General features: G+C 44.1%; 21 protein-coding genes. 17 read left to right on the top strand and 4 right to left on the bottom strand.

Going from position 1 to position 21,887, the window contains the following annotated elements:
- The first annotated feature begins 3 nt into the window (after window positions 1-3).
- From lolC to lolE, 3 genes are read left to right on the top strand one after another with little or no spacing between them, the layout of a single operon-like run.
- Window positions 4-1,212: a lipoprotein-releasing ABC transporter permease subunit LolC gene (lolC, locus tag AB4583_RS12000; RefSeq protein ID WP_102429154.1), complete on the top strand. Its 1,209-nt coding sequence runs from the start codon at window positions 4-6 to the stop codon at window positions 1,210-1,212.
- Window positions 1,205-1,897, top strand: coding sequence for a lipoprotein-releasing ABC transporter ATP-binding protein LolD (gene lolD / locus AB4583_RS12005; RefSeq protein ID WP_017060230.1), 693 nt, complete (start codon window positions 1,205-1,207; stop codon window positions 1,895-1,897). The genes lolC and lolD overlap by 8 nt, the downstream gene beginning before the upstream one ends.
- The gene (gene lolE / locus AB4583_RS12010; protein WP_017060231.1) at window positions 1,898-3,142 is read left to right on the top strand and encodes a lipoprotein-releasing ABC transporter permease subunit LolE; all 1,245 of its coding nucleotides are present in this window, start codon (window positions 1,898-1,900) and stop codon (window positions 3,140-3,142) included.
- A 205-nt stretch (window positions 3,143-3,347) separates the two neighbouring features.
- Here the strand turns inward: lolE and AB4583_RS12015 are convergent, their stop codons facing one another.
- Window positions 3,348-3,860: a DUF2062 domain-containing protein gene (locus AB4583_RS12015; RefSeq protein WP_017060232.1), complete on the bottom strand. Its 513-nt coding sequence runs from the start codon at window positions 3,858-3,860 to the stop codon at window positions 3,348-3,350.
- 17 nt (window positions 3,861-3,877) lie between these two features.
- On the opposite strand from AB4583_RS12015, the gene AB4583_RS12020 reads away from it, so the two are divergent.
- From AB4583_RS12020 to pyrF, 11 genes are all read left to right on the top strand, one after another.
- Window positions 3,878-6,208: a DNA internalization-related competence protein ComEC/Rec2 gene (locus AB4583_RS12020; protein WP_372117464.1), complete on the top strand. Its 2,331-nt coding sequence runs from the start codon at window positions 3,878-3,880 to the stop codon at window positions 6,206-6,208.
- Window positions 6,209-6,239: 31 nt separating this feature from the next.
- Window positions 6,240-7,988 (top strand): lipid A ABC transporter ATP-binding protein/permease MsbA, encoded by a 1,749-nt coding sequence (msbA, locus tag AB4583_RS12025; protein ID WP_372117467.1) that lies wholly within the window; start codon window positions 6,240-6,242, stop codon window positions 7,986-7,988.
- A 13-nt stretch (window positions 7,989-8,001) separates the two neighbouring features.
- Window positions 8,002-9,009, top strand: coding sequence for a tetraacyldisaccharide 4'-kinase (gene lpxK / locus AB4583_RS12030; protein ID WP_372117488.1), 1,008 nt, complete (start codon window positions 8,002-8,004; stop codon window positions 9,007-9,009).
- The gene (locus tag AB4583_RS12035; RefSeq protein ID WP_004736429.1) at window positions 8,990-9,169 is read left to right on the top strand and encodes a Trm112 family protein; all 180 of its coding nucleotides are present in this window, start codon (window positions 8,990-8,992) and stop codon (window positions 9,167-9,169) included. Before lpxK ends, AB4583_RS12035 begins: the two co-directional genes overlap by 20 nt.
- On the top strand, window positions 9,169-9,915 hold the full coding sequence (kdsB, locus tag AB4583_RS12040) for a 3-deoxy-manno-octulosonate cytidylyltransferase (protein WP_017060236.1): 747 nt from the start codon (window positions 9,169-9,171) through the stop codon (window positions 9,913-9,915). The genes AB4583_RS12035 and kdsB overlap by 1 nt, the downstream gene beginning before the upstream one ends.
- 292 nt (window positions 9,916-10,207) lie before the next feature.
- Window positions 10,208-10,888 (top strand): (d)CMP kinase, encoded by a 681-nt coding sequence (gene cmk, locus AB4583_RS12045; RefSeq protein ID WP_017060237.1) that lies wholly within the window; start codon window positions 10,208-10,210, stop codon window positions 10,886-10,888.
- Window positions 10,889-10,994: 106 nt separating this feature from the next.
- Window positions 10,995-12,665 carry a 30S ribosomal protein S1 gene (gene rpsA / locus AB4583_RS12050; RefSeq protein WP_010439921.1) on the top strand — a complete coding sequence of 557 codons (1,671 nt, stop codon included), beginning with the start codon at window positions 10,995-10,997 and terminating at the stop codon, window positions 12,663-12,665.
- 121 nt (window positions 12,666-12,786) lie between these two features.
- The gene (gene ihfB / locus AB4583_RS12055) at window positions 12,787-13,071 is read left to right on the top strand and encodes an integration host factor subunit beta (RefSeq protein WP_017060238.1); all 285 of its coding nucleotides are present in this window, start codon (window positions 12,787-12,789) and stop codon (window positions 13,069-13,071) included.
- A gap of 129 nt (window positions 13,072-13,200) precedes the next feature.
- Window positions 13,201-13,473: a LapA family protein gene (locus AB4583_RS12060; RefSeq protein ID WP_017060239.1), complete on the top strand. Its 273-nt coding sequence runs from the start codon at window positions 13,201-13,203 to the stop codon at window positions 13,471-13,473.
- A 12-nt stretch (window positions 13,474-13,485) separates the two neighbouring features.
- Complete coding sequence (gene lapB / locus AB4583_RS12065) at window positions 13,486-14,661, top strand: lipopolysaccharide assembly protein LapB (protein ID WP_017060240.1); 1,176 nt, start codon at window positions 13,486-13,488, stop codon at window positions 14,659-14,661.
- Window positions 14,662-14,785: 124 nt separating this feature from the next.
- Window positions 14,786-15,481, top strand: a complete 696-nt coding sequence (pyrF, locus tag AB4583_RS12070) for an orotidine-5'-phosphate decarboxylase (protein ID WP_017060241.1) — start codon at window positions 14,786-14,788, stop codon at window positions 15,479-15,481.
- Between the two features lie 104 nt (window positions 15,482-15,585).
- On the opposite strand, the gene miaE is transcribed toward pyrF, so the two are convergent.
- Complete coding sequence (gene miaE, locus AB4583_RS12075; RefSeq protein WP_017060242.1) at window positions 15,586-16,341, bottom strand: tRNA isopentenyl-2-thiomethyl-A-37 hydroxylase MiaE; 756 nt, start codon at window positions 16,339-16,341, stop codon at window positions 15,586-15,588.
- A gap of 143 nt (window positions 16,342-16,484) precedes the next feature.
- A complete protein-coding gene (locus AB4583_RS12080; RefSeq protein ID WP_017060243.1) occupies window positions 16,485-17,249 on the bottom strand; it encodes a hypothetical protein in 765 nt (254 codons plus the stop codon).
- A gap of 322 nt (window positions 17,250-17,571) precedes the next feature.
- Here AB4583_RS12080 and cysB point away from each other — a divergent pair, with 322 nt between their 5' ends.
- Entirely contained in the window at window positions 17,572-18,546 is a 975-nt protein-coding gene (gene cysB, locus AB4583_RS12085; RefSeq protein ID WP_017068083.1) for an HTH-type transcriptional regulator CysB, read from the top strand.
- A gap of 140 nt (window positions 18,547-18,686) precedes the next feature.
- Complete coding sequence (locus AB4583_RS12090; RefSeq protein WP_102393838.1) at window positions 18,687-19,889, top strand: methyltransferase; 1,203 nt, start codon at window positions 18,687-18,689, stop codon at window positions 19,887-19,889.
- Between the two features lie 155 nt (window positions 19,890-20,044).
- Here AB4583_RS12090 and ald read toward each other — a convergent pair whose 3' ends face one another.
- The gene (gene ald, locus AB4583_RS12095; RefSeq protein ID WP_017060246.1) at window positions 20,045-21,169 is read right to left on the bottom strand and encodes an alanine dehydrogenase; all 1,125 of its coding nucleotides are present in this window, start codon (window positions 21,167-21,169) and stop codon (window positions 20,045-20,047) included.
- 156 nt (window positions 21,170-21,325) lie between these two features.
- On the opposite strand from ald, the gene lrp reads away from it, so the two are divergent.
- The gene (gene lrp / locus AB4583_RS12100; protein WP_004734558.1) at window positions 21,326-21,820 is read left to right on the top strand and encodes a leucine-responsive transcriptional regulator Lrp; all 495 of its coding nucleotides are present in this window, start codon (window positions 21,326-21,328) and stop codon (window positions 21,818-21,820) included.
- The last annotated feature ends 67 nt before the right edge of the window (window positions 21,821-21,887 follow it).

Below are 21,887 nucleotides of genomic sequence, written 5' to 3' on the forward strand. Positions count from 1 at the left end.
AGTATGTTTCATCCTATTTCGTTGTTTGTTGGCCTACGCTATTTGAAAGGCCGTTCAGGTGATCGCTTTAGCCGTTTTGTTTCTTATATGTCGACGGCAGGTATCACCATTGGTGTGCTGTCTTTGGTTACTGTTTTATCGGTAATGAATGGATTCGAAGCGCAGTTAAAAGACCGAATTCTTGGTGTTCTTCCTCAAGCGGTGGTTTATGAGCAAGGTGGCACTACCTCTCTTTCTGCCCAAGCGCCTAATTTTGCAGAGCAAATCTCGCTTAATGGTCACGTTGAACCGATTGTCCGCAGTGAGGCAGTGATTCAGAGTCCGGCTCAATTATCTGCGGGTTTGTTAATTGGCATTGAACCCAATTCAGATGACCCTCTTCAAAACCACTTGATTGCGGGCAGATTGTCTTCACTTAAAGCGGGCCAGTATCAGCTATTTCTTGGTCACACCTTGGCCAGAAATTTGAAGGTATCTATGGGTGACAAAGTTCGCCTGATGGTGACCAGCGCGAGCCAGTACACCCCGTTAGGTCGTATTCCAAGCCAACGAAATTTCACCGTTGCCGGTATTTTCAATACAGGTTCTGATATCGACGCTCAACTTATGGTGACAGACATCCAAGACGCTGGGCGTTTGATGCGTTATAAATCAGACACCATTTCAGGCTGGCGACTATTTTTTGAAGACCCGTTTGAAGTCGCAGAGTTATCAACTCAGCCATTACCGGAAGGTTGGTTGTGGAGCGACTGGCGTGACCAACGTGGCGAGCTGTTCCAAGCGGTTCGTATGGAGAAAAACATGATGGGTTTAATGCTTGGGCTTATCATCGGGGTTGCTGCATTTAATATTATCTCTGCGCTGATTATGGTGGTGATGGAGAAACAATCTGAGGTCGCGATACTTAAAACTCAGGGCATGACTGACGGCCAAGTGATGGGCATCTTTATGGTTCAGGGCGCGAGTAGTGGCGTGATTGGTGCGCTCTCTGGTGGTGTGTTAGGCGTTGCTCTAGCGATGAACCTTAATACTATTTTAGAAGCGATGGGTGTTGCTCTATTCTCGTTTGGTGGTCAGTTACCAATTTTGATTAACCCAATTCAAATCGCTGTTGTTGTGGTTCTGGCTATTGCACTTAGCCTGATTGCCACTGTATTCCCTTCTTATCGTGCATCGTCTGTGAAACCTGCTGAGGCCCTTCGTTATGAGTAATTTTCTTCAATGTAATGATATCCGTAAAACGTACCGTGAAGGCTCGTTAGATACTGAGGTGCTCAAGGGAGTCAGCTTTGACATCGAAAAGGGTGAGCTAGTAGCAATCATCGGTACCTCTGGCTCGGGCAAAAGTACCTTACTGCATATCTTAGGCGCATTAGACGATGCTTCTGCGGGCAGTGTGAGTTTTCTTGGTCAAGATTTAGCATCTTTGAGTTCGAATAAGCAGGCGAAGCTTCGCAACCAGCATCTTGGCTTTGTGTATCAGTTCCATCATCTTCTATCTGACTTTTCAGCTTTAGAAAACGTGGCGATGCCGTTATTGATTGGCGGCGAAAAGCCCGCTAAAGCAAAGCAAGAAGCACAACGTTTGTTGGACAAAGTTGGATTGAGTCACCGCGTGGACCACCGACCTTCAGAGCTTTCTGGTGGCGAGAGGCAACGTGTGGCGATTGCTCGTGCATTGGTGAATAAGCCTGCGCTAGTGTTGGCGGATGAACCAACCGGTAACCTTGACCATAACACCGCACTGTCTATTTACGACTTAATGCGTGAACTGAACCGTGAATACGATACTGCCTTTTTGGTCGTGACTCACGATGGTGAACTTGCCGGTAAGATGGATCGCCAACTTCACATGCAAGATGGTTTACTGGTCAACGTAGAAAAAGAGGAGAGCTAAGTGTTTTCCTCTTTATCTCTATTGATAGGCGGCCGATTTAGCCGTGCGAAACAACGAGACAAGATGGTGTCGTTCATCTCATTGTCTTCGACCATTGGTATTGCGGTTGGTGTCGCGGTGATCATTATCGGCTTATCTGCGATGAATGGCTTTGAGCGAGAGCTTCAATCACGAGTACTTTCTGTCATTCCTCATGGTGAATTTGAAGGCGTGAATGAGCCTGTGACTCGTTGGGAGCACGTGATTGAGGAGTCGGTTAAGCACGATAAAGTCGTTGCTGCTGCGCCTTATGTAAAAATTACAGCGCTTGCTGAAAAGGGCAAAGAACTCAAAGCAATTGAAGTTCGCGGCGTTGACCCACAACTTGAGCAACAAGTATCGAGCCTGTCGAGTTTTATCGATAAGCAAGCTTGGAGTGAGTTTAAAGCAGGGCAACAACAAATCATCTTAGGTTCTGGTGTAGCGAATGTGCTGGGTGCGAAAGTCGGTGATTATCTGACTTTGATGATTCCAGCGGTAAACGGTTCTGTGAAGGTTCAGGCGCCAAAGCGTGTTCGAGTGAAAGTGGTTGGCTTGCTGACGCTTAATGGCCAGATTGACCACAGCTTGGCTCTGATTCCGATTGGTGATGCTCAGGTCTACGCCAACTTAGGTGAGGCGGTAACTGGAGTCTCTTTAAAAGTGACCGATGTGCTGAACGCGAACTCTATTGTGCGTGAAGTGGGCAATCAGCTTGATGTGTATGTGTATCTACGAAGCTGGCAGCAGAAGTTTGGTTTCTTGTATCGAGATATCCAACTCGTTCGTACCATCATGTATCTGGTGATGGTACTGGTTATTGGTGTGGCTTGTTTCAATATTGTCTCGACGCTAATGATGGCAGTAAAAGACAGAGCATCAGAGATCGCGATTTTAAGAACCATGGGTGCATCAGACGGCCTTGTGAAGCGCATCTTTGTTTGGCAGGGCGTATTCTCAGGCGTGTTAGGCAGTTTAGTGGGCAGTGCAATAGGTGTGCTAGTCGCTCTTAATCTCACGACACTAATCAAAGGACTTGAAAAGTTGGTCGATCACCAGTTCTTGTCCGGTGATATCTATTTTGTCGACTTCTTGCCATCACAACTTGATATGACGGATGTTGTTGTGGTTTCCGGCACTGCGATTGTGCTGAGTTTACTGGCGACATGGTACCCAGCATCACGCGCGGCGAAGTTGAATCCAGCCTCAGTGCTGAGTTCTAAATAGCATTCGCCTAAATAACAGGCCGTCAGTTTTCAGTCGATACAAAAAAGGATCCCAGTGGGATCCTTTTTTATTGAATTCAATTCGTGTTCTTTACGACTTTCGTTACATGCCAATCTTGCAGAGGTAAGTAGCTCATCCGATTTTAACTTGTGTACGTTTTAAGTGAAGCGCATACAAGGTTAGATTGAATAACAAGAAATGGCGTTCAGTGCCTTGCTTGTCGCTTCTTCCAACTTCTTACTACTGAGTAGCGCCATAAACCGCGAATACCAAAGTAGCCAATCATTGCTGAAACCACGCCACAAATCAGACAACCCAATAAGAACGGAGGCCCTATAGTGCTCATTTGCGCCAAGATGAAGTCCCAAGACAATTCGAAATGGAAGGCTTGCGGTGGCACATGCATAACAAACGCCCCGACTTTATAAGCAAAGTAGAAGAGAACAGGCATGGTAACCGGGTTACTGATCCAAACAAGTGCGACAGCTAAAGGCAGGTTAACGCCACATGCGACAGCAAGGCCTGCAGACATAATCATTTGACTTGGTAGAGGGACAAACGCCATGAATAACCCAACAGCAAACGCGCCAGCCGCAGAGCGACGATTAAGGCACCATAAGTTGGGGTTGTACAAAACATTGCCAAAAACTTTCAATGCTTTCTGACGCTTGATTAGATCATGGTCAGGCATAAATCGTTTGATAAACTTTCTTGGCATAGGAGGAAGCTACTCTCTTGTTTAACACTTGGTTCTTGATTTCATTTGCTGCGACAGTTGTGTCTGCCAGCTTCTGGCCTGTGATGCCACATTGGGTTTGGGCACCATTGATGCTGTTGTTACTGCTAGCACCAACAAAGTATAGCGTTTTCCGGAGTGCAAGAGGTCCAGTAACAGCATTGATACTAGTTATCTGCCTAGGGAATGCGATTGAAATACAAACGAGTCGCTTATTCCAATCAGGGCAGAATACTACCATAAATGCGTCGGTTGTTAGCCTTTTTAGTGAAAATAGCCACGGTTTTGAAAGCGTAATAGTAGTCAGATCAATTGGCGGCGAAAAATTAATCTTTCCTCAATTGATAAAATTGCGTTTGTTTACTCCTTTCAAGCTAACGCTTGGAGATGATGTCTATTTATCGGCCTCAATAAAGCCGATATGGGGCAAACTCAACGAAGCCGGCTTTGACCGAGAAAAGTACTTGTTTAGTGCTGGCGTGGTTGCCAATGCAACTTACAGAGCAGATACCAAGTACCGAATTCATTCTAGCACCAACTTACGCGCCCAATGGTTTGAAGCCAGCCTTGAAAGGTTAAGTCTGCTGGCAAATCAAGATCTCATTATCGCTTTGAGTTTTGGATATCGAGACCTTATTCCGCCTCAGCGGTGGGATATGCTTAAAAGCAGTGGCCTGATTCACTTGATGGCTATTTCGGGGCTGCATATTGGGATTGCCTTTGGTATCGGCTATCAGATTGGCAAGATATTAAGGTTACTTTCCCCTTCATTTCTTTGGTTACCTACAATATTCGGGCTCGGCTTGGCGTATTTCTATAGTTGGTTTGCTGGATTCACGCTGCCAACTTTGAGAGCTTTGGTGATGTGCGTTATCGCGAGTTATTTCTTGTGGCGTGGGCAAAATATCAGTTTGCTTCGATATGTTACTTTAAGTGTGTGCGTGGTTCTGCTGATTTGGCCGTTTTCAGCTTTGTCGAGCAGTTTTTGGTTGTCCTTTGGTGCATTGGGCGCTGTTTTCTATATCGCCTGTAATACTCAGCGCTCAGCTTCAAGCTTTACATTTATCGACTACGCACTCCAACTTATTAAGCTTCAACTGATGCTGACATTCCTTATCGCGCCTTCCTCGATGTTGTTTTTCAAAGGAGTCAGTTTAGTCTCTGTTTTCTACAACTTGTTCCTTTTGCCTTGGGTATCGATGGTGACGATCCCGCTGTTGTTTCTGGCAATGTTTCTAAGCTTAATATCGGAGTCAGTGTCTGGCGTGGTTGGTATAACAGCGCTAGACAATGATTTGGTCAGTCAGCTGTGGAAGTTAGTCGACTTATCGCTTGAGCCTCTCGTATTTAGTCTTCCTTTCTCTGAGCGATTTTGGATCCAAGTCGATAATCAGACGATTGCATTATCAGTATTCCTTATCTTGTTTTTGAGCTTTGTTAGTCGGTATTTCAAGCGAACATTATCGATATTGGTAACTGCAGTGTTTGTGCTGTGGTGGGAGTTCAGCAAACCCCAGCAAGACAAACTAACTATTGATATCTTGGATGTTGGGCATGGGTTGTCTTTGGTCTTGGAAAAGAACAATCAGATTGTTGTTTATGATCTTGGCAATGCGTGGCCAGGAGGCTCGGTTGTTGAGTCTTTGTTGATTCCTACTTTGAATCAACGGGGGATTTATGAATTAGAAGGCGTGATTGTGAGTCATTTCGATTCTGACCATGCTGGTGGTTATCCGGCATTACTTGAGAACTATACGCCAAAGTGGATAAGAACCAGTCAGAACATTATTCAAGAACGCCAATCTATCACTCAAGCCCCGTCTAATATTCAAACATGTACTATTGGAGAGGTTTGGAACTGGCAAGATGTTGTTTTTGAGGTGTTGTGGCCGCCTAAGCAAGTAAAGAGGGCGTATAACCCACATTCGTGTGTGGTCAAGATCTCAGATCATAGTGCTGATTTCTCAATGTTGCTCAATGGTGATATTGAACTGGTAAGTGAGTGGTTACTTGCTCGTGAAGGAGAACAGCTAAGGAGTGATGTTATGTTGGTTCCGCATCATGGCAGCGATTCGTCATCGATTAAGTCGTTTATTGAGGCGGTGTCTCCTCAGCTGGCGATAGCTTCTCTTGCCAAAGGCAACCAGTGGGGAATGCCGAGTGAGTTTGTTATTGAACGTTATCAGGAAGCGGGGAGTACTTGGCTAGATACTGGAGAAAGCGGACAAATAACCATCACTCTTAGCAAAGAAGGTTGGCAATATCATGCGATTAGAGAACAACAAGGCGGGCAGTGGTATAGGCAGATGCTCCGTAAGGGAGTAGAATAGATAGATTATTGTGAGAAAATTAAGCGATTCTATGTCAACACAAACAGATGAAACTACCTGGGTCACATTTAAAAGACTTTGGACTTATATTCGATTATATAAGGCCGGCCTAGGTGTTGCGGTAATTGCGCTTATTATAAATGCCGTTTCTGATACCTATATGATTTCCTTACTAAAGCCGTTACTTGATGAAGGCTTTGGTAATGCTGAATCTGACTTTTTACGTACACTTCCACTTATTATCTTTGCCATGATGTTCGTTCGTGGCGTCAGTGGCTTTGTTTCAACCTATTGCTTGAGTTGGGTCTCTGGCAATGTGGTGATGGAAATTCGTCGTAAGATTTTCAGCCATTTCATGCACATGCCTGTTTCTTTCTTCGATAAAGAACAGACAGGCGCATTGCTATCTCGAATTACTTACGATTCAGAGCAAGTGTCTGCAGCAACCAGTAAAGCGTTAGTCAGTATTGTCCGTGAAGGTGCAAGTATTATTGGCTTGTTGACGCTGATGTTCTGGAATAGTTGGCAGTTATCTTTGGTGTTATTTGCTGTAGCGCCTTTGGTTGCGTGGGCGATCAGTATCGTATCGAAGCGATTCAGAAAGATCTCTAAGAACATGCAAACTAGCATGGGTCACGTTGCTTCTTCAGCTGAACAAATGCTGAAAGGGCATAAAGTGGTTCTAACTTACGGTGGTCAAGAGCTAGAAAGAGGCCGTTTTGATACCGTTAGCAACCAGATGCGCCAACAAAGCATGAAGCTGGTAACGGCTCAAGCTGCCGCTAACCCAATTATTCAGATGATTGCCTCAATTGCGATTGTGGTTGTTCTATTCCTTGCTAGTGTCGATTCTATTAAAGCCGAGCTTACTGCTGGTACGTTTACCGTTGTCTTCTCTGCAATGTTTGGTCTATTACGTCCGCTAAAGGCGTTAACTAACGTAACGTCTGAATTCCAACGTGGTATGGCTGCGAGTACGACTCTATTTGGCTTGATGGATCTAGATACCGAGCAAAACAAAGGGACGTTGAAACCTGAAACTGTAATGGGTGAAGTGGCTGTTAAAGATGTCACGTTTACTTATGACGGTGCAGAGAAACCAGCACTTGATAAGATCAGCTTCAATATACCGAAAGGTAAAACGGTTGCGCTTGTTGGGCGATCTGGCTCGGGTAAGAGTACCATTGCTAACCTATTCACTCGTTTTTATGACGTAGACTCTGGTTCAATTGAGCTTGATGGCCACGACATTCGTGATTACGAATTGAGAAATCTGCGTGAGCACTTTGCGCTCGTTTCTCAAAATGTACATCTGTTTAACGATACGGTGGCTAACAACATCGCTTATGCAGCAGAAGAACAGTATTCACGTGAACAGATCGAATACGCGGCTAAGCTTGCTCATGCAAGTGAGTTTATCGAAGGCATGGAAAATGGCATCGATACCGTTGTTGGTGAAAATGGCGCAAGCCTTTCTGGTGGTCAAAGACAACGTATTGCGATTGCACGTGCTTTATTAAGAGATGCGCCTGTGCTGATTCTTGATGAGGCGACGTCTGCACTGGATACTGAGTCAGAGAGAGCGATTCAATCTGCATTAGAAGAACTGCAGAAAGACAAAACAGTATTAGTTATCGCACACAGACTCTCTACCATCGAGCAAGCTGATGAGATTCTAGTGGTTGATGATGGTCATATTGTAGAAAGGGGCGCACATGCTGAGCTAATCGCGCATGATGGTGCTTATGCACAATTACACCGAATTCAGTTCAGCGGATAAATTAGGTCTTGTTGTGATCGAAAAGATTTGGTTTAACAATCACCCGTTGAAATATCTTTTCTGGCCGCTTTTGTGGCCACTGAGTCTGCTGTTCAAAATGATCAGTAGTCGGCGTCGTGACGCTTATCTCTCAGGGAATAAAGAGACCTACCGCCCGCCTTTACCTGTTATTGTTGTGGGCAATATTACTGCTGGTGGAAATGGTAAAACACCGGTTGTGATTTGGTTAGTTGAGATGCTTCAGGCTCACGGCTTTAAACCCGGAGTCGTATCTCGTGGCTACGGTGCAAAAGCACCAAGCTATCCGTTGGTGTTGGATGAAAATACCCCAGCTGAGCATTCGGGTGATGAACCTCGCTTGATTCGTAAGCGAACTGGTGCGCCAGTCGCAGTCGACCCTGTGCGAGCTAACGCAGTGAAAGCATTGCTGAGCAAAGGTGTTGATGTGATTATCACTGACGATGGCCTTCAGCATTACGCGCTTGAACGCGACATTGAATTTGCAGTTATCGACGGCGCAAGACGCTTTGGTAGCGAATGCCTAATTCCTTTAGGCCCGTTAAGAGAGCCTGTATCTCGTTTAGATGAAGTCGACTTTTTGGTTAACAATGGCGGTAAAGCGCATGGGCGAGAGTTCTCGATGTCTTTGCTTCCAAGCCAAGCGGTTAACCTAAAGACTGGTCAGAAAAGGTCTGTGGCAGAATTACAGAAGCTGGTTGCTTTTGCCGGTATTGGCCACCCACCGCGCTTTTTTAAAACATTGGAAGATCTTGATGGTGATGTGGTATTCACACAGGGTTTCGCCGATCATCAAGATTTTGATAAAGATGAACTTCATGCCTTAGCTAAGAAAGGTATGAATCTGATTATGACAGAAAAAGACGCTGTAAAATGCGAAGAATATGCTCAAGATAACTGGTGGTATCTTCCAGTTTCTGCGCAGTTCGATGAAGATTCGCAACAGCAAATTTTAAAAAGAATAAAAGAGGTTATGGAATACTATGGATCACCGTCTACTTGAGATCGTTGCTTGCCCTGTATGTAAAGGTAAACTAACTTTTGACAAGGATAAGCAAGAGCTTGTTTGTAAAATTGATCGCCTTGCTTACCCAATTAAAGAGGGTATTCCTGTTCTTTTAGAACCTGAAGCTCGCACCGTTTCTATGGATGAGGGTAAGTAATGTCTTATACGGTTGTTATACCTGCAAGATACCAATCGAGCCGTTTACCAGGGAAGCCACTTGCTGACATTGGTGGAAAGCCGATGATTCAATGGGTATACGAACAGTCAATGAAAGCGGGTGCCGATAACGTTATTATCGCTACCGACGACGCTCGAGTTGAAAAAGCGGCTAAAGCATTTGGCGCGACCGTTTGTATGACATCACCGAATCACGAATCGGGCACTGAACGCCTAGCTGAAGTGATTGAAGTTATGAATATTCCTGATGATCATATTATCGTGAATGTTCAAGGTGATGAGCCACTTATCCCACCTTCGATCATTAATCAGGTTGCCAACAATCTTGCTAACAGTACAGCTCCGATGGCAACGTTAGGTGTGGAAATCACTCATGCTGATGAAGTGTTTAACCCTAATGCCGTTAAAGTTGTAACCGATAAAGACGGTTATGCCTTGTATTTTAGCCGAGCAACCATCCCTTGGGATCGCGATGCTTACGCGAACAACGGTACTGCAGCGGAATCTCCTTTGCTTCGTCATATTGGTATCTATGCTTACCGAGCGGGTTTTATCAATACCTACATTAACTGGGAACCAAGCACTCTTGAACGTATTGAGTGCCTAGAGCAATTACGAGTACTTTGGTACGGTGAAAAAATCCACGTAGACGTTGCGGCGGAAGCACCTGCGGCTGGTGTTGATACGCCTGAAGACCTAGAAGCGGTTCGAGCTATTATTGGTTAAGCTTCTTTGAGCGAATTCTTGTTTGCTCTACAAAATGAAAAATCATGAGCCTTGCCTATTGCAAGGCTTTTTTCTATCTATCGAAAAGTGCGCTATCGAAAAGCGCGTGCGTGTCTTATTAACCTAAGCAAACGGATATTGAGATAGTTGCATTGGTTTATGCATCATCAACACGGAATTATCTGAGATTTACCTCGCTCGAGTTCCAATTTTTCTCTATAATATGCCGCCTATAAAGTAGTGGCGAATCGCTAGTACAGAATAAAACTTACGACAAAACGTGGAGTAAAAGATGCCTTCTCAAAGCCCAGTGATTACGGTTGATGGACCAAGTGGTGCAGGTAAAGGTACCCTGTGTATGTTGCTAGCAGATAAGCTAGGCTTTCATCTTCTAGACTCAGGCGCGATCTATCGCGTATTGGCTTTAGCGGCAATTCACCATGGTGTGGATACTGAATCAGAGGATGCTTTAGTACCGCTTGCTACACACTTAGACGTGCAGTTTATTGCTGAAGGCGACTTAGTTAAGGTTATCCTAGAAGGTGAAGATGTGTCTGGTGAACTTCGTAAAGAAGAGACAGGCATGGCGGCTTCAAAAGTTGCTGCTTTACCTCGCGTTCGCGAAGCACTGCTTCGTCGTCAACGTGCATTCAGCGCTGCGCCTGGTTTGGTTGCAGATGGTCGTGACATGGGAACGGTTGTGTTTCCTGAAGCTGAAGCGAAAATATTTTTAGATGCAAGTGCTGAAGAGCGTGCGAGTCGCCGCCTTAAACAGTTGCAACAGAAGGGGTTAGATGTTAAATTTGACGACCTTTTGAGCGAGATCCAAGAGCGAGACGACCGAGATCGTAATCGCCCAGTGGCGCCACTTCGCCCTGCAGAGGATGCTCTAGTGCTTGATTCCACCTCAATGAATATTGAGCAGGTAGTAGAAAAAGCACTACACTATATTGAATCGAAACTGGCTGGGTAATTTCGCCGAGCTAGTACGAACGTTGGTCGCAAGGATGATGACCGGCGAATTTATCAACCCCATGCGGTAGGATACCCATGGACGTTTAATTATTGAAGATTAAATAATGACTGAATCTTTTGCTCAACTCTTTGAAGAGTTTCTATCTGAAACTGAATTCCAACAAGGCAGCATCGTTAAAGGTACTGTAGTAGCTATCGAGAACGGTTTCGTTCTTGTAGACGCTGGTCTTAAGTCTGAATCTGCTATCCCTGCTGAACAATTCAAGAACGCTGCTGGCGAACTTGAAGTTGAAGTTGGTGCTGAAGTAGACGTAGCTCTAGACGCTGTTGAAGATGGTTTCGGTGAAACTCAACTTTCTCGTGAGAAAGCTAAGCGTCACGAAGCTTGGATCGTACTTGAGAAAGCTTGCGAAGAAGCTGAAACTGTTGTTGGTATCATCAACGGTAAAGTTAAAGGCGGTTTCACTGTTGAACTTAACGGTATCCGTGCTTTCCTTCCTGGTTCTCTAGTAGACGTACGTCCTATCCGTGACACTGCTCACCTAGAAAACAAAGAGCTAGAGTTCAAAGTAATCAAGCTAGACCAGAAGCGTAACAACGTTGTTGTTTCTCGTCGTGCTGTTATCGAATCTGAAAACAGTGTTGAGCGTGACGAACTTCTTGAAACTCTACAAGAAGGTACTGAAGTTAAAGGTATCGTTAAGAACCTTACTGACTACGGTGCATTCGTTGACCTTGGCGGTGTTGACGGTCTTCTACATATCACAGATATGGCTTGGAAGCGCGTTAAGCACCCATCAGAGATCGTTAACGTTGGTGACGAAATCCTAGTTAAAGTTCTTAAGTTCGATCGTGAGCGCACTCGTGTTTCACTAGGTCTTAAGCAACTAGGCGAAGATCCATGGGTAGCAATCGCTAAGCGTTACCCAGAAGGTCACAAGCTTTCTGGTCGTGTTACAAACCTAACTGACTACGGCTGCTTCGTTGAAATCGAAGAAGGCGTTGAAGGTCTAGTACACGTTTCTGAAATGGATTGGACTAACAAGAACATCCACCCTTCTAAAGTTGTTAATGTTGGCGACGAAGTTGAGGTTATGGTTCTTGATATCGACGAAGAACGTCGTCGTATCTCTCTAGGTCTGAAACAGTGTAAAGCTAACCCATGGCAGTCATTTGCAGAAATGCAAGCTAAGGGCGACAAAGTTACTGGTAAGATCAAGTCTATCACTGACTTTGGTATCTTCATCGGTCTAGAAGGCGGTATCGACGGTCTTGTACACCTATCTGACATTTCTTGGAACGCTGCCGGCGAAGAAGCTGTACGTGAATACAAGAAAGGCGACGAAATCTCTGCTGTTGTTCTAGCAGTAGATGCAGAGCGTGAGCGTATTTCTCTTGGCGTTAAGCAAATGGAAAACGACCCGTTCAACGCATACGTTGCTGACAACAAGAAAGGTGTTCTTGTAAACGGTACTGTTACTGCAGTTGACGCGAAAGGCGCTACTATCGAGCTAATCGAAGGCGTTGAAGGTTACATCCGCGCTTCTGAAGTTTCTCGCGACCGTATCGAAGATGCATCTCTAATCCTAAGCGTTGGCGACAGCGTTGAAGCGAAGTTCACTGGTGTAGACCGTAAGAACCGCGTAATCAACCTATCTATCAAAGCTAAAGATGAAGCTGATGAGCAAGAAGCAATGGCTTCACTGAACAAGTCTGAAGAAGGCGCGTTCGGTAACGCAATGGCAGACGCATTCAAAGCTGCTAAAGGCGAATAATAGCTTCTCATTAAGAGAATTATAGCTATCTAGCCAAGAAAGGAGCCGTAAGGCTCCTTTTTTTTTGCTTATTTTTCCGATAGGTCTATAATTTCTAAAAAGAAAACCAACGAGGGTAACTATGACTAAGTCTGAATTGATTGAGAGACTGTGCGCTGAGCAAACGCATCTTTCTGCAAAAGAAATTGAAGACGCTGTAAAAGACATTTTAGAGCATATGGCTTCAACACTAGAAAGTGGTGATCGAATCGAAATTCGCGGTTTTGGCAGCTTTTCTCTGCATTATCGTGAGCCTCGTGTTGGACGTAACCCAAAGACTGGTGACAAGGTTGAGTTAGAAGGTAAATACGTTCCTCACTTCAAACCAGGTAAAGAGCTGCGTGAACGAGTAAACTCAGGAATGTAGCCTACTTATCGGAATTAAGAAAAGCGGCATACTATAATGTATGCCGCTTTTTTATGACCATAATATGGTGGTCTGATTAGTAATTTTCCTGCATAATCGTACAGCTAACCAACCAATGAGTGATGAACTATGAAAATTATAAAAATAGTCGCCGTTATCGCACTTTTCCTAATTGCACTGGCTTTAGGCTCTCAAAACCAAACAACTGTGAATTTCAACTATCTGCTAGCGCAAGGTGACTTCCACCTATCAAGTTTATTAGGTGTTGTATTCGTTTCAGGCTTCGCCCTTGCTTGGTTAGTCTTTGGTAATATGCACATGCGGTCTCAGCTAAAAATTCATCGCTTGAAGAAGCAACTCAATAAGCAATCAAAGCAGGTCCCTGCTGATACTAAAGCTTAAAGGCTATATTTGATGTTAGAGTTACTGTTCTTACTTTTGCCCATCGCAGCCGCTTATGGCTGGTATATGGGTAATCGTAACGCTCAGCAAGAAAAACAAAAGCAATCACACCAGATCTCCCGTCAATACGTGACGGGTTTGAACCTATTACTGTCAGATCAATCTGACAAAGCGGTTGATCACTTTATTGAACTGCTTCAAGTAGACAATGAAACCATCGATACTCACTTGGCTTTGGGCAACTTGTTCCGCTCAAGAGGCGAAGTCGACCGCGCTATTCGTATTCACCAAAATCTCATCTCTCGTTCGGGGCTTACCCTCGATCAGAAAAATCTCGCACTGCAACAATTAGCTAAAGACTACATGGTCTCTGGCTTCCTTGATCGCGCTGAAAAAATCTTTGAACAACTTGTAGAAGAACCTGACCATAAAGAGGGCGCTTTACAGCAGTTGGTGGCTATTTATCAGCAGACCCGTGAGTGGAACAAGGCTATCCATTACGGAAATATCTTAGTTAAGCTCGGCAAGAAAAAAATGAAGATGCGTGCCACAGTCGCGCATTTCTGGTGTGAGCTTGCAATGCAAGAACAAGCCGATGGTAATCGTTCTAAAGCGCTTCAGCATTTTAAGAAGGCGCTTTCTGAAGACCCTAAATGTGTTCGCGCAAGTATCGCACTAGGGAAGTTCCACTTAGCGAACGAAGATTACCAAAAGACAATTGATTGTCTTGAATCGGTACTTGAACAAGATATCGATTTTATCAGTGAGGTGTTGCCAACCCTTGCTGAGTGTTACCACAAGCTTGGACAAGAAGCTCAATTGGTCGAGTTCCTCAAAGCGTGTATTCAGAAGAAAGCCGGTGTATCTGCCGAACTGATGCTGGCTCAATTGGTTGCTCACCATGAAGATGTAGGCTCTGCTCAAGAGTTACTGACAAAGCAGCTTGTTAAAAATCCAACCATGAAAGGTTTTTATCGATTAATCGATTACCACCTAGCGGAAGCAGAAGAAGGCCGAGCAAAAGACAGCTTAACCACACTTCAATCTATGGTTGGTGAACAGCTTAAGGTTAAGCCTCATTACCGTTGTCGTCAGTGTGGTTTCTCGACACACTCTTTGTATTGGCACTGCCCTTCATGTAAAGGGTGGGGGACGATCAAGCCTATTCGTGGGCTTGATGGTGAATAGATTTGTGGTCACTTTAAGACCAAATTATTAATTGCAGCTTTCGGGCTGCATTTTTATGACTGTTATTTATCACCTGCTTAGGTGATTAGAAATTTTTAGAAAGTTAACTGCGTTAGGAGATGAAATGAACGACCAAAAAATCATTGTAGCCTTGGATTATGATAATCAAGCGGATGCGTTAGCCTTTGTCGATCGAATTGACCCAGCATCTTGCCGCCTAAAAGTGGGCAAAGAGATGTTTACCCTGTTTGGCCCTGAATTTGTTCGTGAATTACATAAGCGTGGTTTCTCAGTATTTTTAGACCTTAAATTCCACGACATCCCGAACACATGTTCAAAAGCAGTCCGTGCTGCCGCTGAACTGGGTGTTTGGATGGTGAACGTACACGCAAGTGGCGGTGAGCGTATGATGACGGCTTCTCGCGAAATCTTAGAACCTTATGGCAAAGATCGTCCACTGTTAATCGGTGTAACGGTACTCACCAGTATGGAGCAATCTGACTTAGCGGGTATCGGTCTGGATCTTGAACCACAACAACACGTGATGCGCTTGGCTTCTCTAACGAAAAACTCTGGCTTAGACGGTGTTGTATGTTCTGCACAAGAGGCTTCTTTGCTTAAAGGTGCACTTGGTCAAGAGTTCAAGCTAGTTACTCCAGGTATTCGTCCTGTCGGCGCAGATGTTGGTGACCAGAAGCGCATCATGACGCCTTCTAAAGCGATTGAATCAGGTTCAGACTACCTTGTTATTGGTCGTCCGATTACGCAAGCGATAGACCCTGCTGCTGTACTTGCAGAGATCAACGGTACGCTTGCTTAAGTCTATATTTGGATTGAGATATAAATAAAGAAGGCCAGCAAATTGCTGGCCTTAATTTTTTAGTCTGGATTAGTCTAAACTGGACTGAATGTTCTGTGTGGAGCCTAAACCGGAGCACCACTATGGAATTTGAAGTCGCTGTCTTCTGAAGTGATAAGATCAGCTTCTACTTGAGCAAAATGCGAAATACGCTCTGAAATATCTTTCCCTGCGATCTGTTCTGCTAGCTCAAGGTAATCTTGGTAGTGGCGAGCTTCTGAACGAAGTAGAGACACGTAAAACTTCTCCATGTCTTCTTCCAAGAAAGGAGCCAATTTAGCGAAGCGCTCACAAGAGCGAGCTTCAATAAACGCACCGATGATAAGCTTATCAACCAGAGCATCAGGCTCGTAAGTCTTAACTTGTTTGATCAAGCCCTTAGCGTAACGACCCGCCTCGATTGGCTGGTAAGTCACGCCTTTCTTCTCCATCAACTCCATGACTTGGTAGAAGTGATGCAGCTCTTCTTTGATCAGTAAAACCATCTTATCGATTAGGTCAGCACCGTAATTACAGCCTTCTTTCGCTGTGATTTGCTTGGATACGTTGCTTTTACCACGCAGAGACTCTAAGTCTCCGATACGACGGTAAGCAAATTGCTCGTATGGCAAAATCCATTCATTCAGTTGCTTCGCGCTTTCTTTATCGACGGCGTACTTGCGAATAAGGAATAAAGCACTCTGTGCCGCCTTAAGTTCACACAGCATGTGATCGCGTAGAATGATGTGAAGATTTTCTGGCTTTTTGGCTTCATCTATCCATGAATCTGGCGTTTCGGCTTTAAGAAAAGAGTGGATTGGAGCGAGTAATTCTTGATACATGGTCAGGGAAAGTTTGTTGATAATGCGGGGATTTTATCACAGCTCAAGAGATCTCCCTATACAGAGAAAGGAAATTCAACAGCTACAAAAAAGGCCGCCTATTTAATGTAAATAAGGCGGCCTTTAAGTGTTGAGTTAGACTGTTACCATTTCTTCTTCTGACCGAAGAGGGCATCCATATCGTCTTCTCGTTCTTTAGATTCCATCTGCTGCAAATCTTGAGCGTTTTTGTCTTGGCGTTTCTGGTCAAGCTCGTTAAGCATCTGTTGAAGCTTTTCTTTGGCTTGATTAGAGTACGAGTCGTTCTTAGTCGCCAAAGCATCAATACCTTTGCGTAATAGCTGAATCGCTGTTCCCGGTTGTCCGCGAGAAATCGAATCGTTTGCACGTTTGATAACATTTTCAATGTTAATACGGATTTGAATTGTTTCTAGGCGAGCATTTTCAACCACATAAGCTTGAGTCTCGAAACGGCCTTTATTGTGCTCGTTGCGCACCGTATCACGCAGGCGTTTAACTAACTTAAGCATCATGATCGCTTGCTTGTCACTACTTGGTACGCGGAAAGCGGTACTCTCGCCACCTTTGTAGTTCTCTTTTAGCTGAGTGATTTGTTGTTTTACGCTTTCAATGCGTTGGGCAAGCTGCTTATTTTTTGGATCGAGTTGATACATGTTTTCTAATGCATCAAGAATTCGATTGTTTAAGCATACAAGAAGATCTTGGCTAAACGGCATGTGATGAGCGTTGCCGATCAGTTCTTCTGTACCGTCAATAATGGTTAGATAACGAGAAGCTTCCTGTTTCTTCGCTGTTTCTACCTTAACTTTATATTGAAGCATGATGTTGTAGCCTAAAACTAACACCAAAAGAACGGCTACTAAGACGATTATTAAACCAATATTCATATATTTGAGTCTGCTTATTATTTTCTATAGCTAACTGGAGAGGATACACGATTCCATTGTGTATCGGCACTCGTAAATTGCAATTTCTGATTATCTCTTGTTGAGCGAAATCGGCAATCAAAACTTACCAACTAATGTATGAGAATGAGGGTTGGGTTGCAAAGCGTTAGTGATGTTTTTGTTTGTTAAGCTAGAAAAACTCAATTTTCCTGTCATTTTTGTGTTCGAAGCGTTATAACTATTAATTATATTACACGCGACTATAACGCTCTCTTTGCAAATAAGTTAGCACAGAAATGAGTAAAGGATTACGAGGTTAGATATGAAGTTACAGCAACTGAAGTACATTGTTGAGGTTGTAAACCATAACCTAAATGTTTCAGCTACAGCAGAGAGTTTGTACACATCTCAGCCTGGCATTAGTAAGCAAGTTAGATTACTTGAAGACGAACTAGGCATTCAGATTTTTGAGCGTAGCGGCAAGCATCTAACGCAGGTTACCCAAGCGGGTGAGGATATCATTCGTATCTCTCAAGAGATTTTGGCGCGCGTTGAAAGCATTAAAGCGGTAGCGGGTGAACACACACATCCAGAGATGGGTACATTGAATATTTCAACGACTCATACTCAAGCTCGTTATGCACTGCCTGATGTGATTAAAGGTTTCACGGCGCGCTATCCAAAAGTATCGCTTCACATGCACCAAGGTACGCCAAGCCAAATGTCAGAAGCCGTCGCGAAAGGTACAGCGAATTTTGCGATTGCAACGGAAGCGCTACACCTTTACCAAGATGCGATTATGCTGCCTTGTTACCACTGGAACCGTTCGATCGTCGTGACCAAAGATCATCCCCTGGCACAGAAGCGTAATATCACGATCGAAGATCTTGCGGCTTACTCTCTCGTGACTTATGTATTTGGTTTCACTGGCCGTTCTGAGCTTGATACCGCGTTTAACAAAGTAGGTTTAACACCGCGTGTTGTGTTTACTGCGACCGATGCAGACGTAATCAAAACCTACGTTCGTATGGGCATTGGTGTTGGTGTCATTGCAAGTATGGCCATCGACCAAGAACAAGATACTGACCTGGTCGCTATTGATGCTAGTCATTTATTTGGTGCAAGCACCACAAGCATTGGCTTTAGAAAAGGCACTTTCCTGCGTTCGTACATGTTTGATTTCATGGAGCGTTTCGCCCCGCATTTAACTCGACCTGTGGTTGAGCAAGCTATTTCTTTGAAATCGAACGAAGAGATCGAAGAGATGTTTAAAGATATCGAACTGCCAGTTCGTTAATCTCATCGTGTAAATTTTGATTCTTATTCGGCCTGTATTTGCAGGCCGTTTTTCTTTTGGGCTTTTAGTTTTCGTTTTCTTTATCGGGCCTTTCCATTTCGACCTCTTACCCCTACAATCCACGCATCATAGGGGGAAGCATGCATTCACGATTTAAAATACTCGATTCATTTTTGCTAGAGCACCAGATTTACTGGCGTTCAGAGCCTTTTCACCTATGCCAAACTCAACAGCAGCCGTGGAAAGAGGTCAATCGTCCACTCGTTGATTGGTTAGAAAGCTTAGATAATGAAAGCATTCAAACCTTAAAAGAGCAGCCTCAGCTTTTGATTGAGGAACTGACTCGTTTCCTACCTGAATTAGAAACTGCTACCCAAAACATCCAGTTCGATAACACTGCTTTGGTTGGTTTAGACCTCCCACGTGGTACTGCTGATGGTATTCCTGGCCGAAAGCTACATCAAATTGTCGCAATGGGCGAGGCTGCATTATGCCATCACCATGGCAAAGAGTGGCTCGAGTGGTGTTCCGGTAAAGGCTTTCTTGGTCGAATCCTATCTCAGCAATCGGATCAAAAAGTCACTAGCTTTGAATGGCAGCAATCGTTATGCGAAAGCGGACAAAAGATTGCGGATGACCAGAAGTTAGCGATGGATTTTGTTCAAGGAGATGCGTTTTCAGACAAGGCCGATGACGTGTTTAATTCGTACCAACATGCCGTGGCCCTTCATGCTTGTGGTGATCTTCATGTTGAGCTAGTTAAAAAGTCAGTGTCACATGGGCTACCAGCGGTCACTATTTCTCCTTGTTGTTATCATCTTATTCGAGACGAAAACTATCAAGCGATGTCTTCTATCGCGAAAAGCTCAGCATTAACGTTAAGTAAGAGCGACTTGAGAATCCCGCTTCAAGAAACCGTTACTGGTGGTGAAAGAGTAAAAAGACATCGTCAACTAGAGATGAGCTATCGTCTAGGCTTCAGCCAGTTGCTTAAGGCTGAACTTAACATTGACGAATACATTCCTGTACCGAGCATCAAAAAATCAGAGTTAGCTGAGGGTTTTGAATCTTTCTGCCGTTGGGCATCTGAAGTGAAAGAGCTATCGCTGGGCTCAGATATTGATTTTGACTCTTATTTGATTCAAGGCGAAGCGCTTTTCTGGGAGATGGAAAAGCTGAGTTTGGTTCAACAAGTCTTTAGACGACCATTAGAGATATGGCTGGCTTTAGATCGCGCTATCTATCTGCAAGAGCAAGGTTATGAAGCTACGATTGAAGAGTTCTGTGAACGCAGTATTACGCCAAGAAATCTATTGATTCATGGGGTTAAAATCGAGCGCTAGTGGTAAACCGTACTGTTACGTGTTTTTACGAACTAAATCCATTAATGCAAAAAAGCCAGCGCGACATAATGTCGTACTGGCTTTTTGTTTAATGTGTATGAGTTAACTGAACGCTTCAACGAGAAGATTATTGCGTTCAGTTAGTCATTACATCATTAGTTAAACATTGCGATTGCTTCTGCTGGGTCTACGTATTCAAGGTCAAAGCTTTCTGCAACTTCTTTACAAGTTACTTTACCGTGAATAACGTTTAGACCTTCTAGGAAGCCTTCATCAGATAGAAGTGCTTCGCGGTAGCCTTTGTTCGCTAGCTTAACAATGTAAGGAAGTGTTGCATTGTTTAGTGCGTAAGTTGAAGTACGAGCAACAGCGCCAGGCATGTTTGCAACACAGTAGTGAACTACGTCATCAACAATGTAAGTTGGGTCTGCGTGAGTGGTTGCGTGAGAAGTCTCGAAACAACCGCCTTGGTCGATTGCAACATCAACAACTGCTGAACCTGGCTTCATCTTAGCGATGTGCTCTTTTGTAACCAGTTTTGGAGCTGCTGCGCCAGGAATTAGTACTGCACCAATTACTAGGTCTGCTTCTAGAACATGCTTCTCAATGGCGTCTTCAGTAGAATAAACCACTTTTGCGCGACCTTGGAATTCTTCATCAAGTCGACGCAGTGTATCTACGTTACGGTCAAGAATTGTAACATCAGCGCGAAGGCCTACAGCCATACGTGCTGCGTTAGCACCTACAACACCGCCACCAACAACAACAACTTTTGCTGGTTCAACACCTGGAACGCCACCAAGAAGAAGACCACAACCACCGTTAGATTTCTCTAATGTTTGTGCACCTGCTTGAATAGACATACGACCAGCTACTTCAGACATTGGTGCTAATAGTGGCAAGCGACCCATATTATCTGTTACAGTCTCATAGGCTACGCAGACAGCTTTGCTCTTGATAAGCTCTTCAGTTTGTGGAAAATCTGGTGCAAGGTGTAAATAGGTAAATAATATTTGCCCTTCGCGAAGCATAGCTCGCTCGACAGCTTGAGGTTCTTTAACCTTTACAATCATCTCTGCTTTCGCGAAAACGTCAGCAGCAGTAGGAAGAATGGATGCGCCTACAGCGATGTAATCATCGTCTGAAAAACCGATACCAGTACCGGCATTGGTTTCTACAAAAACTTGGTGGCCGTGTGAGATTAGTTCTCTCACGCTAGCTGGGGTCATACCAACGCGGTATTCGTGGTTCTTGATTTCCTTAGGTACGCCAATGATCATCCTGACTCCTCATTTTATTTTGGTTGTTTTATCTATATGTAGGGTAATTCTGTCGAATTAATATCTAGTATAGATAGGTTTAGATAAAATTTGATACTGAATATTAAAAAGTTGTAGTATATTTTTTTGCAAGGAAGTAATAAGGTGGAATAAAAAATGGCAGACAATTATAAGAAGCCGTCCAAGGAACTAGATCGTATTGACCGCAACATTCTTAATGAGTTGCAAAAAGACGGTCGTATCTCAAACGTTGAACTCTCAAAACGAGTAGGACTTTCTCCAACTCCATGTCTTGAACGTGTTCGTCGTTTAGAACGTCAAGGTTACATTACTGGGTACACAGCGTTGCTGAACCCACAGTACCTTGATGCTTCACTTTTAGTGTTTGTTGAAATTACGTTGAACCGTGGTGCGCCAGATGTGTTCGAACAATTCAACACCGCTGTGCAGAAACTGGATGACATCCAAGAGTGTCATTTAGTGTCGGGTGATTTTGACTATCTTCTAAAAACACGTGTATCTGATATGGGTGCTTACCGTAAGCTACTGGGTGATACGTTACTTCGTCTACCGGGCGTAAACGACACTCGAACTTACGTAGTAATGGAAGAAGTGAAACAAACCAATCAACTTGTGATTAAAACTCGTTAGTCACAATTGGTGAAATGAAAGAAAGCGGACATTTGTTCCGCTTTCTTGCTTTCTGGAATTGGGTTTT

This window comes from Vibrio sp. 10N.222.49.C12, assembly GCF_041475025.1.
GTDB lineage: Bacteria > Pseudomonadota > Gammaproteobacteria > Enterobacterales > Vibrionaceae > Vibrio > Vibrio crassostreae_C.

Coding starts and splice junctions, on each gene's coding strand:
- lolC (WP_102429154.1), top strand. CDS start 4: ATGTTTCATCCTATTTCGTTGTTTGTTGGCCTACGCTATTTGAAAGGC.
- lolD (WP_017060230.1), top strand. CDS start 1,205: ATGAGTAATTTTCTTCAATGTAATGATATCCGTAAAACGTACCGTGAA.
- AB4583_RS12015 (WP_017060232.1), bottom strand. CDS start 3,860: ATGCCAAGAAAGTTTATCAAACGATTTATGCCTGACCATGATCTAATC.
- msbA (WP_372117467.1), top strand. CDS start 6,240: ATGTCAACACAAACAGATGAAACTACCTGGGTCACATTTAAAAGACTT.
- AB4583_RS12035 (WP_004736429.1), top strand. CDS start 8,990: ATGGATCACCGTCTACTTGAGATCGTTGCTTGCCCTGTATGTAAAGGT.
- kdsB (WP_017060236.1), top strand. CDS start 9,169: ATGTCTTATACGGTTGTTATACCTGCAAGATACCAATCGAGCCGTTTA.
- cmk (WP_017060237.1), top strand. CDS start 10,208: ATGCCTTCTCAAAGCCCAGTGATTACGGTTGATGGACCAAGTGGTGCA.
- rpsA (WP_010439921.1), top strand. CDS start 10,995: ATGACTGAATCTTTTGCTCAACTCTTTGAAGAGTTTCTATCTGAAACT.
- ihfB (WP_017060238.1), top strand. CDS start 12,787: ATGACTAAGTCTGAATTGATTGAGAGACTGTGCGCTGAGCAAACGCAT.
- AB4583_RS12060 (WP_017060239.1), top strand. CDS start 13,201: ATGAAAATTATAAAAATAGTCGCCGTTATCGCACTTTTCCTAATTGCA.
- lapB (WP_017060240.1), top strand. CDS start 13,486: ATGTTAGAGTTACTGTTCTTACTTTTGCCCATCGCAGCCGCTTATGGC.
- pyrF (WP_017060241.1), top strand. CDS start 14,786: ATGAACGACCAAAAAATCATTGTAGCCTTGGATTATGATAATCAAGCG.
- miaE (WP_017060242.1), bottom strand. CDS start 16,341: ATGTATCAAGAATTACTCGCTCCAATCCACTCTTTTCTTAAAGCCGAA.
- AB4583_RS12080 (WP_017060243.1), bottom strand. CDS start 17,249: ATGAATATTGGTTTAATAATCGTCTTAGTAGCCGTTCTTTTGGTGTTA.
- cysB (WP_017068083.1), top strand. CDS start 17,572: ATGAAGTTACAGCAACTGAAGTACATTGTTGAGGTTGTAAACCATAAC.
- AB4583_RS12090 (WP_102393838.1), top strand. CDS start 18,687: ATGCATTCACGATTTAAAATACTCGATTCATTTTTGCTAGAGCACCAG.
- ald (WP_017060246.1), bottom strand. CDS start 21,169: ATGATCATTGGCGTACCTAAGGAAATCAAGAACCACGAATACCGCGTT.
- lrp (WP_004734558.1), top strand. CDS start 21,326: ATGGCAGACAATTATAAGAAGCCGTCCAAGGAACTAGATCGTATTGAC.